Raw genomic sequence first — 10,702 nt, forward strand, 5'->3', positions numbered from 1 at the left:
AAATGTGTAAGGAGGTAACAAATATAATGAATTTTAGTACAATCACTTATACTATTACGCTTGTTTTACTTGGAATAGTCTCTTTCTTTACCGGAGAAATAGTAACTTTTGTAATGTTATGTTTTATAATAATGATTTTAACAAATATAAATAATGCGTTAAAAAACATTTAGAGAAATTAGATAAAACATCATGAGTTATGCTAAAAACAGAGATATTGACGGATTTGTATTCCTTATCCAAAATAAGGGATGATTACTTAAATGCAAAATATTTGTTTGTAGGGTCTAAAGGGAATATTGGAATGGCGTGGAAAGAGGCTTCTGATTTATTCGGCTTTGAACTTACCCAGAGCTGCCCTATTGGATATGAGATTAATGGGGTTACTGTTGAGCATAATTTGATAGATGCTATTATAGGAAAAGATATAGTATTAACTGATTCACTAAGTAAGGATATACTTAAAGATTTTATGAATTATCAGATTACAATACCTTTGATGGATACTGCAAATCAAAATGCTCTATTAAATCCATGTCCGCCATTTTTTAGGGGAGAAGAAGTTTCCACTGATGTTATTGACAGCCATTATTTTGTAGGATATGAGTTCAAAAAGCAATTGCTTGAAGTTCAGCAAGCAATAATTATTTATAACTTAAACAATTGAGAAAATAATTACATATTTTTTTTGCAAAAGGATGGAACCATTATAGATAAATTGATTGAAAACGTGAAGACTACTGCATTAAGGAGATTCAAAGATTGATGGATACTAATACAGAATTAAGAAAAGTAGAGTGTGAGCAGAGAATATTGGAATATTTTCTCACACGAAAACAGGTAAAAAATATAAATCTTCGGGTGAAGCCTGAGGGGAAAGTTTGTGTATCTGCAAATCGAAATGTACCTGTAAAATATATTGATGATTTCATTAAAAGTAAGCAAACATATATTATAAGGGCTTTAGAAAAGTATGAGGAAAGAAAAAAATATATAATAGCCCCTAAAAAATATGTCAGTGGTGAAAATTTTGATATTTTAGGGAAAAGTTTACGACTTAAAGTATCTGAGAGCAAAAATGAGTCTGTAACAACAGATGGGATTTTCATTTTTATGACTATAAAGGATAAAGAAAATCAAAAACGCAGAGAGAAATTGATGAATGACTGGTTAAAAGAAATACGAATAGAAATGTTTGATCAAATTTGCAGAGAAACTTATCAGATATTTAAAAAATATGGGGTGGAATATCCTATTGTAAAAATAAGAAATATGACATCAAGATGGGGTTCGTGCAATCCAAAAAAAAATATCATTACGTTGAACAGCAAATTGATTGAAGCGCCGAGAAATAGCATTGAATATGTTGTGCTGCACGAGTTCGCTCATTTCATACATCCGAATCATTCGAAGAAGTTTTATGATTTTGTGGCGATGTTGATGCCTGATTGGAAGGGTAGGAAGAAGGAACTGGAAAAGTATATATAGTAAATTATTTGTTAACAACTAAATAAAGACAGAGGCGTATTGTGCTAACACTAGTTACAAATTGGCCAGTGATATACCAGAAAGGAAACCCGTTACCTTATTTTAAGGCAATATTGCAGTTAAATGCCAATAAGACTTATGTACAGGTACAAGATGATGATTCAATTATATTCGTTACCAAAAGGGATAATTATGATGAATTCCATAAGTATGTAGAAGACAATTATGATGTTTCTTTTAATGAACAAATGGGCAGTGGGTATATTTTCCGTTCTAATAAGAAAGTGGTTGTGATTTCATCTGAGATATATTGGAAATACTATGTTATTTGGATTATTAGCATTAAAGAGAGTTAATTTAATTTCATGTATATGAAAAAATGTTTAAAGTATATAATATTATAGATGGATTTGCAAATTCAATATAATTTTTATGTATAATAAATTAATATAATAAAAATTTTGCAATCAATACAAAGGTTTATGTATATAACCTCAGATTATTTATAACTAAACAAACGAGGCGTGAAATGAAATTTAGAAAATCAGTTAAAACGGATATTAATGGTATAATGAATATTATCAGGCAGGCACAAGTTTATTTTAAAGAAGCAGGGATAAATCAATGGCAGGATAACTATCCCAATGTTGAAACAATAAGTAATGATATTGACAATGAAGAAAGTTATGTATTGTTAAAGAAAGGCAATATTGTTGCAACAGCAGTAATTTCTTTTAAAGCAGAAAAAACATATGACTCTATCTATGAGGGAAAATGGATTAGTAATGGTGAATATGCAGTTATCCATAGAGTGGCTGTTGACAACAATTATAAGGGATTGGGATTATCATCACAGATTATAAAAAAAGCAGAGCAGCTTTGTTTGAATAAAGGTGCACACGGTATTAAAGTTGATACACATGAAGAAAACTTACCTATGCAAAAGCTGCTTAAGAAAAACGAATTTCAGTATTGTGGAATAATTTATTTGGAAAATGGAAGTAAAAGAATAGCTTTTGAGAAAATTCTTCGTTAAGTATATATGGATATTGAGAAGTATTTAATATTGAAAAGTAATAAACAAGGAATATAAAAATAATGAGAGTTTAAAAAATTAATTTAAAACATTTATATGGAAAAATGTTTTAGCTGGATTTATAATATTATAAATGTATTACATATTGAAAATAAATAGCAGCAAAATTAGATTTATATAAATTTTTATTATTGGAGGAATACAAATGCAAATTGGTTTTTTTGATTCTGGCATTGGGGGTATTACTGTATTGCATGATGCAGTAAAAATGCTGCCTAATGAAGATTATATATATTACGCAGATACATTAAATGTTCCATATGGACCAAAACCTAAAGATGAAGTTAAAAAATATGTTTTTAACGCAATAGAGTTTATCTACCAACAAGGAGTTAAAGCCATAGTTGTCGCTTGTAATACTGCTACAAGCATAACAATAGAAGAATTAAGAGCTAAATACAACATTCCTATCATCGGTATGGAACCTGCGGTAAAACCCGCCGTTGAAAAAAATAAAAGTGCAGATAAACGAATTTTAGTAACTGCTACTGCTATGACTTTAAAGGAAGAAAAATTGCAAAACCTCATCACTAAATTGGATAATGAACATATTGTTGATTTATTACCTCTTCCAGGATTAGTTGAATTTGCTGAAAAATTTGAATTTAATGAACAAACAGTACTACCTTATCTTCAAGAACAGTTATTTAAATATGATTTACTCAATTATGAAACTGTTGTTTTAGGATGTACACATTTTTCTTTCTATAAGGATATGTTTAGGAAATTGCTTCCACCATATGTTAATATAATTGATGGAAACATTGGTACTGTGAAAAATTTAAAAAGGATTCTGGAAGAAATGAATTCTTTAAATGAGGGCAGTGGTAATATTACTTTCTATAATTCAGGAGTGAAGATTGAGGATAAAGCAAAGTTAGATAATTACAGAAAGTTATTTAAAAGATTAGATATTACAAATGAATGAAATTAAGCTTGTTTAAATTGAAAAGTTCTCAATATCTCAAAAAAACCTATTGATATTTAATAAAAGAAGAAATAAGATTTAGCTAAATAAATTACAAAATTTGAATAAAGTTTAATCCTAATTTTGCTCCATAGAATATAATTACAATACCGCATACAACATTGATTATTCTAAGAACCTTGTCGGTAAATTTGGCACTAAACAGTGAAATGATTGTTGATATACCAAGAAACCAAGTGCATGATGCAGATGCTACGCCAAGAATAAAATTTATATCCTGTCCTGCTGGCAAAGTGGCCTTAAATGCTCCGAGCATCATTGATCCATCTATTATAGCTTGTGGATTAAACCATGTTACAACGCAAGCTGTAGTTATTACTTTTAGAATGGGCACATTTACGTTTGTACTTGTGTCCATTTTACTTTTTGATCGAAGAAGCCCTATACCAATCCATATTACGATGATACTTCCTATAAGCAATATTGCCATTTTAAACAGTTTTGATGCTTCAACAAGTTTTCCTATGCCAAAAAGCATGCAAGGGCAAGTGTTATATCAAAGAATATAACTATGAATGCAGTTAAATATACTCTTAATTTCGGCTGAGTTAGTGCAGTGTTTATTACAAATAAATTTTGAAGTCCTATTGGTGCTACATAAGCAAGTCCCATTGTTAAACCTTGTAAGAAATATATCATCCCATTCTCCTCTAAACCAATCAAATTTAATTTATAAACTAATTATATTCTATGTTTCAGCGTTTGTAACCATCCAGACGTTGACTTTTATGCCAAACAAAGGAAATATTATAAAGAACTATGAGTTGAAACTTATTTAATTCGGAATAAACAAATTGATGGAAGTAATGTTTAAGGATAAAATTAATTAAGTGAGAATAGATTATACTTCAACTTTTGCAAGAATAAATTTAAACCATATAAATAATATTATTCCTTTCAGTACTGAGGATAAACTTATGCTCCACCATATGCCGGATAATCCTAAGGCGGTAGAACTGAGTATTAAAGCAAATGGAATTCTTAATAAATTTAATATTGCACCATTAATGGTTGGCGGCATAGTTTTACCTATACCATTAAATGCTCCGGTTGTTCCAATTTCTATACACATGAAAAATTGCGAAATTCCTAAAATTTTCAAGTATATAGTACCTTCTTGGATGGCAATTGGATCATCAGGTACGAATATGGTAAACAAGAATTTGGCAGCAAATATCAGGAGCAATGATGTAAGTATGCCTATACCGCCAAGAGTTTGAATACCCTGTTTATACCCTTCTTTAATTCGTTCCAGCTTTTTAGCACCGTAATTTTGTCCAACAAATGCTGATATGGATGATGAGAAACCTTCGGATGTCATCCAGGAAATAGATTCTATTTGAGAACCTATGCTTTGTACTGCTACAGCCACAGGGCCAAATTGTGCTATTATTTTAGTAATAATCATGCTGATAACAGCATGCAACCCTGTTTGTAAAAAAGGTGGAATTCCAAGGCTTGTAATATTCTTGATAATTTTTATATTTGGCTTTGAAAGTAATACTACGTGAGAATAAATAGTATTATAAACTTTACCTATTATAATAAATAATATGGTAACAAAAAATTGCGACATGATTGTTGCTAAGGCTGCTCCCTTTATTCCCAAGGTAGGTATTGGTCCAAGACCAAATATTAATATGGGATCAAGTATAATATTGGCAACTAATCCTATTGTATTTACTTTAAACGGAGTAACGCTGTTTCCGGAGCTGTTTAATGTTGCTGAAAAAATTGGATTTAAAAAATGAAAAGTTATTCCCATGGAGATTATAGTCAAATAATCTACGGCCATTTGAATTACTTCAGGATCTTTTAAATTAAAAAAGCCTATAATGTTATGCCTAAATGAAAACAAAAATAAAGAATACAATAAAGCAATCAATGTATCTAGTTGAAATCCGTTGGATATATATTTTTTAGCACTTTCAGAATCATTGCGGCCTAGATATTGAGCTACATTAACGCTTACTCCAACCTGTGTAATCATTACTAAGGCTGCTCCAAACCATAAAAAAAAGCCTGCCGTTCCTGCTGCAGCTACTGCATTGGTGCTTAATCTTCCAAGCCACATGATATCAGTCAAATTGTATGCCGTTTGTATAAATGATGTACCCATGATTGGCAATGCAAGTTTAACTAATGTGCTTCGTATTTTACCTTCTGTTAAATTCAAATTTCTACTCATATGTTATATACGTTCTAATTATATTTTACTTATCAAGTTTAACTGAAACTATACATTTATACAAGTCAAACATTATTGCTATTTCAGATAAATAGATAATCAGCTAAAAAATAGAGGAAAAAATCGGAAATGAAGCTATCAGGATTTTATATTTGAATTTGAAACCAAATGTTTCGAAATGAATTTCATGGAAAAAAATAATAAAAATTTTAAATTAACATTTGACAAATCAGACATAAAGCATGACAATATAGTACAATGGACAAACTGTCCTCAAATGAAAAAATCAATAAATTTGGAGACTAAAATGAAAGATGACAATTTATTTAAGAGATACAAAGATATTATTATTCTTGGATTTATAGCTATCCTTATAGGTGTTATAGTTGGAGCATTTGATACATTGTTTGGTAAAGTTTTGCTATATGTAACTTCTATAAGAGAAGTATATGCCATGTGGCTTATTCCTTTTCTTTCTATAGTTGGATTAGTTATAGTCTTTATGTACGATAGGTATGGCAAAAATAGCATCAAGGGGATGTCTTTAGTATTTGAAGCAGGACATGGTGAAGCAGATGAAATTCCCATTAGATTGATTCCTCTTGTAACTGTTAGCACATGGCTTACGCACCTTTTTGGCGGAAGTGCCGGAAGAGAGGGCGTAGCTATTCAGATAGGTGCAACCGTGGCCCATGGTGTTGGACAAGGTGTTAATATCGATAATGAAAACAGCACAAAAATTCTGCTGGTGGCAGGTATGGCAGCTGGTTTTTCAGGACTTTTTCAGACTCCAATCGCAGCTGTTTTTTTTGCAATTGAAGTATTGACAGTGGGAGTTCTGGAGCATAATGCATTGTTTCCGACACTGATTGCTTCTTTTGCGGCAAGTTTTATATCCCATATTCTTGGACTTGAAAAGTTCTCTGTAAATTTAGTTGATGAAATTACCTTCGACTGGATGATTGCGATTAAGATTGTCATTTTGGGAATTGCTTTTGGTATAATCGGAGGTTTGTTTGCTGATGCATTGCAGTTAGTAAAAAATATTTTCAAAAAATTATTTAAAAGCCCGGGTTCAAAAATATTTATAGTGGGTGTTATAATAAGCGTTTTTTCTTTGATTTTACATATGGGAAGATATTCTGGCTTGGGAACTAATTTGATTTCAGAGTGTTTTTACGGAGAAATATATTCGTATGATTTTATAATGAAAACTCTTTTTACAGTTGTTACAATAGCTGCCGGTTTTCAGGGTGGTGAAGTAACACCGCTTTTTTCAATAGGTGCAAGTGCAGGGGTACTGATGGCTTCTCTTATAGGACTTCCTGTGCCACTTGTGGCTGCACTAGGCTATGCAAGTGTGTTTGGCAGTGCTACAAATACTTTAATAGCTCCAATGTTTATAGGAGCGGAAGTGTTTGGTTTTGAATATATGCCATATTTTTTTGTAACATGCATGTTGGCATATATATTCAACGGCAATAAGTCAATTTATCCGCTTCAGAAAAAATAATTAGAATTTTCAGGTTAGATTAATTTGGAATTGCGTGAATAAATAGGAACATTCTGTCTATAATATTATAGATAGGAGGTTTTTTACATGAGTGCTATTTATAATAAAGAATTAAAATTAAAAAATATCATAGAAAATTTTAAGCAACAAAAAAAAACTGATAAAAATGACATATATATTAATATAGAAAATGCAAAAAGAGAATGGGAAGATGCTAAAAATATTTTTGAAAATGTGTCTCAACCGGATTTAGTAGATTATGCAATTTATAAAGTTGAAGCTGCAGAAAAAAAATACATATATTTGTTAAGGCAAATTAAAAATGGAAATACAAATTAAGCTAAAGGGTGTAAACTATTGTTTACACCCTTGTTTTAAATAAGTTCCTGATCTAAAGCTTCAAATATTTCCGCGGTAAAAAAATCTTGCAAAGATATTTCGAGTCCGTCACATATTTTTTTGATAAGTACTATTCCTATATCTTTTCTGTCAATATCAAATACACTGTAAACCGTTGATGGAGTAATTCCAGACAAGTTAGCCAATTTGTTTACTGCAAGCCCCCTGCCAGAACAAATCTCATGAATTCTATTAATGACTGCTTCTTTAATACACATATGCCCCTCCATTGCATTAAATTAATAAAATTATTATAGCATTTTTTCGCTAGAACGTATACGCCAAAACGTATAAAACTAATAAATTATCACAAATAATTATAAAAAGAAACAAAAATGGAGAGAAGGAGGATTAAAATGCATAAATATAATATTTATAAATACATATTAAATTTTCAAATACATTTTTTATTGCATTTAAATTATATAAGTGGTAAACTAATCAAAATGTTATTTAAAAGAAAGAGTGATTTAATGAGTTCATTTGCAGAAATGACAGAAATAAAAAAAGAAAATAAAGATAAGCTGTATGAATTGGATTATATGAGATTTATTGCTTGTTTAGCAGTAATGGCAGTACATATATCAGCAACTGGTGTTACTGAATATATTCATGGTAGTTTTCCACATATAGTAATGTTGATTATCAACAGAAGTTTAAAGTTTACCACTCCTGTTTTTATTTTTTTAAGCGGTGTGACAAGCTTCTATAGTTATAGGAAAAAGGAATTTAAATATTTTTCTTTTTTGAAAAGAAGACTTACTAAAGTTCTGGTAGCATATTTTGTATGGTGTATAATATATTACGCTGCATATATATATATAGGATATTATGGAATCGACATTAAGTTTTTCATAAAGAGCGTACTGTTAGGAACAATGTCATATCACTTGTATTTTGTAATAATAATCATACAAATGTACATTGTTGGTCCTGTATTTTATCATGCTATGAAAAATTCAGAAAAAAAAATACACATACTGTTCGTTGCAGCAATTATTACAGTTCTGTGTGCAGAATTTTTAAGGTTTGAATTATCAGACAGAGTGTTTTTAAAATACATGGTTTTTTATATGCTTGGTATATATGTTACGCTTGAATACGATAAATATATAGACTGGATAAATAAAAATAAGATTTTTGTCGTGGCGGGTTATTTGATGAGCGGGCTGATTTATACAGTTGCGTTTTTTTATAACATGGTGATTATAACGTATGTATGGTTTGTATTTTCTGTTTTCTCAGTAGTTTTTGTTTATTATGTAGGCCTCGTTTTAAAGTACAAGCTAAAGAATATTTACAGTTTCATTAAATTATTTGGACAAAGTTCTTACTATATTTATTTGATGCATCCTTTGGTACTTACAATAATGATATTGTATGCTGGAAATAATGGTATATTCTCTGTAACAAAGAGACTGCTGTTGTATTCAGTAACGGTAGTACCGGTTACGATAATATCTTGTTTAGTATTTACAGCGATAAAAAATAAAATTAAGAAGCAAAAAAAAGTAGCTCTTGCTATAAATTTAAATTAATAGGATTCTCAATGTTTAGATGATTTTTTTAAAAAAATATATTACGGTTATCTTCGAAACAGAAAAAAACTCAATGCCGTTAATGGCATTGAGCTGTTTTTTTTGATATTCAAAGTTATTTTAATTATTAGCAGCAGTTGCTGTTTCGTATTCTCTCATTGCCTCTAATGTTTGTCCGAGCAAATCATCCAGTTCCCAGCCAAGCATGTCTGCTCCTGCTTGGATTGCATCTCTTGAACATCCTGCAGCAAAACTTGGTGTTTTATATTTTTTCTTTAAAGATTTAAGCTCCATGTCCAGTGTGCTTTTTGACGGCCTCATTAGAGCGGCAGCTCCAATTAAGCCAGTTAATTCATCTGTTGCAAACAATACTTTTTCCATAATATGTTCTGGTTTTATATTCGCAGCAGTAAGACCATATCCGTGGCTTGCTATTGCACGAGTAATTCTTTCATCAATTTCTCTTTCATTTAATATCTCTTGAACTTTTACGCAATGTTCTTCAGGATACATTTCAAAATCAAGATCATGCAAAAGACCTACAATTCCCCAAAAGTCTGCATCATTTTCAAATCCAAGTTTTTTTGCAAAGTATTCCATTACAAAACTAACTGTTTCCCCATGCTTTAAATGAAATTCATCCTTGTTGTATTCTTTTAACAAATCCCAAGCCTCTTCTTTTGTAATAGTGTTCATTAATATCCCTTCTTTCGCCCGATAATAGTTATTTCAGCATTGCTGAATTTATTTATGTTTAATTTTAACTTATTTAAATTGACATGTCTATAGTATTTAAAATTTTTATTTTAATAAATAGCTGCGAGGAGAATATTTTTGTGGTATGCTTAATGGGTCAGATATCGTTTTACAGAAAAAGCGTTGTAAGTTTAAAGGTAGAAACAGCAATTAGGAAACAGCAATTCCAAATATTTAACATTGACACGGCTTTTGAATTATGTTATCATTCATATGCTGTGCTAGGTGGGGAGGTAGCGGTGCCCTGTACTTGCAATCCGCTATAGCAAGATGGAATTCCCTCTCAGAGGCTTACATTGTGAGGCCTGACTTTTTTAAGTGGCGTTGATAACTTGGTCTTGCGCAACAAAATCCTATGAACCCTGTCAGGTCCGGAAGGAAGCAGCAGTAAGTAGATCTTTTTGTGTGACGTGAGGACGCTGGGTTAGAGCTAACTGTTAAAGTAGCGCTTGTGATGTAATGTCGAAAGAGGGTGCACAGCTTTAATTTAATGACGAAATTATTAGACCATTAATGCGTAATACATTGATGGTTTTTTTGTATAGAAAAAACTCAAAACTCAAGTACCTGGGAAACCTCCGAAAAACTAAAGTTAATGTATAAATCATAAGAATGAAGTATAAATATTTTTGTTTCCCATAATAATCGTTGACATCATTGGTAAAATATGGTATAATTAATTATTGAAAACGTTGAAAATCATGGGGGTTAAGAATAAAATGCTAGGTAAGAATAA

Annotated in this window: 12 protein-coding genes, 1 other RNA gene and 1 pseudogene; 10 read left to right on the forward strand and 4 right to left on the reverse strand. The window is 30.6% G+C overall.

Going from position 1 to position 10,702, the window contains the following annotated elements:
• Positions 1 to 26: 26 nt before the first annotated feature.
• From SA378_RS05720 to murI, 6 genes are all read left to right on the forward strand, one after another.
• Entirely contained in the window at positions 27 to 173 is a 147-nt protein-coding gene (locus tag SA378_RS05720) for a hypothetical protein (protein WP_318525025.1), read from the forward strand.
• A gap of 26 nt (positions 174 to 199) precedes the next feature.
• Entirely contained in the window at positions 200 to 667 is a 468-nt protein-coding gene (locus SA378_RS05725) for a hypothetical protein (RefSeq protein ID WP_318525026.1), read from the forward strand.
• Positions 668 to 765: 98 nt separating this feature from the next.
• Positions 766 to 1,488 carry a SprT family zinc-dependent metalloprotease gene (locus tag SA378_RS05730; RefSeq protein ID WP_318525027.1) on the forward strand — a complete coding sequence of 241 codons (723 nt, stop codon included), beginning with the start codon at positions 766 to 768 and terminating at the stop codon, positions 1,486 to 1,488.
• A gap of 41 nt (positions 1,489 to 1,529) precedes the next feature.
• The gene (locus tag SA378_RS05735) at positions 1,530 to 1,844 is read left to right on the forward strand and encodes a hypothetical protein (protein ID WP_318525028.1); all 315 of its coding nucleotides are present in this window, start codon (positions 1,530 to 1,532) and stop codon (positions 1,842 to 1,844) included.
• Between the two features lie 173 nt (positions 1,845 to 2,017).
• Entirely contained in the window at positions 2,018 to 2,524 is a 507-nt protein-coding gene (locus tag SA378_RS05740) for a GNAT family N-acetyltransferase (protein ID WP_318525029.1), read from the forward strand.
• A gap of 205 nt (positions 2,525 to 2,729) precedes the next feature.
• On the forward strand, positions 2,730 to 3,512 hold the full coding sequence (murI, locus tag SA378_RS05745) for a glutamate racemase (RefSeq protein WP_318525030.1): 783 nt from the start codon (positions 2,730 to 2,732) through the stop codon (positions 3,510 to 3,512).
• Positions 3,513 to 3,603: 91 nt separating this feature from the next.
• On the opposite strand, the pseudogene SA378_RS05750 reads toward murI, so the two are convergent.
• Positions 3,604 to 4,211, reverse strand: a pseudogene (locus tag SA378_RS05750) (LysE/ArgO family amino acid transporter).
• A 202-nt stretch (positions 4,212 to 4,413) separates the two neighbouring features.
• Entirely contained in the window at positions 4,414 to 5,748 is a 1,335-nt protein-coding gene (locus tag SA378_RS05755) for an MATE family efflux transporter (protein ID WP_318525031.1), read from the reverse strand.
• Between the two features lie 319 nt (positions 5,749 to 6,067).
• Here SA378_RS05755 and SA378_RS05760 point away from each other — a divergent pair, with 319 nt between their 5' ends.
• Both SA378_RS05760 and SA378_RS05765 read left to right on the forward strand, forming a co-directional pair.
• The gene (locus tag SA378_RS05760) at positions 6,068 to 7,273 is read left to right on the forward strand and encodes a chloride channel protein (RefSeq protein WP_318525032.1); all 1,206 of its coding nucleotides are present in this window, start codon (positions 6,068 to 6,070) and stop codon (positions 7,271 to 7,273) included.
• Between the two features lie 87 nt (positions 7,274 to 7,360).
• Positions 7,361 to 7,612, forward strand: coding sequence for a DUF2508 family protein (locus SA378_RS05765; protein ID WP_318525033.1), 252 nt, complete (start codon positions 7,361 to 7,363; stop codon positions 7,610 to 7,612).
• Between the two features lie 35 nt (positions 7,613 to 7,647).
• On the opposite strand, the gene SA378_RS05770 is transcribed toward SA378_RS05765, so the two are convergent.
• Positions 7,648 to 7,890: a helix-turn-helix transcriptional regulator gene (locus SA378_RS05770; protein ID WP_318525034.1), complete on the reverse strand. Its 243-nt coding sequence runs from the start codon at positions 7,888 to 7,890 to the stop codon at positions 7,648 to 7,650.
• Between the two features lie 228 nt (positions 7,891 to 8,118).
• Here SA378_RS05770 and SA378_RS05775 point away from each other — a divergent pair, with 228 nt between their 5' ends.
• Positions 8,119 to 9,210, forward strand: coding sequence for an acyltransferase (locus SA378_RS05775; protein WP_318525035.1), 1,092 nt, complete (start codon positions 8,119 to 8,121; stop codon positions 9,208 to 9,210).
• Positions 9,211 to 9,330: 120 nt separating this feature from the next.
• Here the strand turns inward: SA378_RS05775 and SA378_RS05780 are convergent, their stop codons facing one another.
• Complete coding sequence (locus SA378_RS05780; protein WP_318525036.1) at positions 9,331 to 9,906, reverse strand: hydrolase; 576 nt, start codon at positions 9,904 to 9,906, stop codon at positions 9,331 to 9,333.
• A gap of 276 nt (positions 9,907 to 10,182) precedes the next feature.
• Between SA378_RS05780 and ffs the strand changes: the two genes are divergently transcribed.
• An RNA gene (ffs, locus tag SA378_RS05785) (signal recognition particle sRNA large type) lies at positions 10,183 to 10,446 on the forward strand.
• The last annotated feature ends 256 nt before the right edge of the window (positions 10,447 to 10,702 follow it).

The sequence above is a fragment of the Sedimentibacter sp. genome, assembly GCF_033447055.1.
Lineage (GTDB): Bacteria > Bacillota > Clostridia > Tissierellales > Sedimentibacteraceae > Sedimentibacter.

What these genes read in the sequence shown, in the direction of transcription:
- SA378_RS05740 (WP_318525029.1), top strand. Translation starts at nt 2,018, where the DNA reads ATGAAATTTAGAAAATCAGTTAAAACGGATATTAATGGTATAATGAAT.
- SA378_RS05725 (WP_318525026.1), top strand. Translation starts at nt 200, where the DNA reads ATGCTAAAAACAGAGATATTGACGGATTTGTATTCCTTATCCAAAATA.
- SA378_RS05770 (WP_318525034.1), bottom strand. Translation starts at nt 7,890, where the DNA reads ATGTGTATTAAAGAAGCAGTCATTAATAGAATTCATGAGATTTGTTCT.
- SA378_RS05765 (WP_318525033.1), top strand. Translation starts at nt 7,361, where the DNA reads ATGAGTGCTATTTATAATAAAGAATTAAAATTAAAAAATATCATAGAA.
- SA378_RS05775 (WP_318525035.1), top strand. Translation starts at nt 8,119, where the DNA reads ATGTTATTTAAAAGAAAGAGTGATTTAATGAGTTCATTTGCAGAAATG.
- SA378_RS05730 (WP_318525027.1), top strand. Translation starts at nt 766, where the DNA reads ATGGATACTAATACAGAATTAAGAAAAGTAGAGTGTGAGCAGAGAATA.
- SA378_RS05760 (WP_318525032.1), top strand. Translation starts at nt 6,068, where the DNA reads ATGAAAGATGACAATTTATTTAAGAGATACAAAGATATTATTATTCTT.
- SA378_RS05720 (WP_318525025.1), top strand. Translation starts at nt 27, where the DNA reads ATGAATTTTAGTACAATCACTTATACTATTACGCTTGTTTTACTTGGA.
- SA378_RS05780 (WP_318525036.1), bottom strand. Translation starts at nt 9,906, where the DNA reads ATGAACACTATTACAAAAGAAGAGGCTTGGGATTTGTTAAAAGAATAC.
- murI (WP_318525030.1), top strand. Translation starts at nt 2,730, where the DNA reads ATGCAAATTGGTTTTTTTGATTCTGGCATTGGGGGTATTACTGTATTG.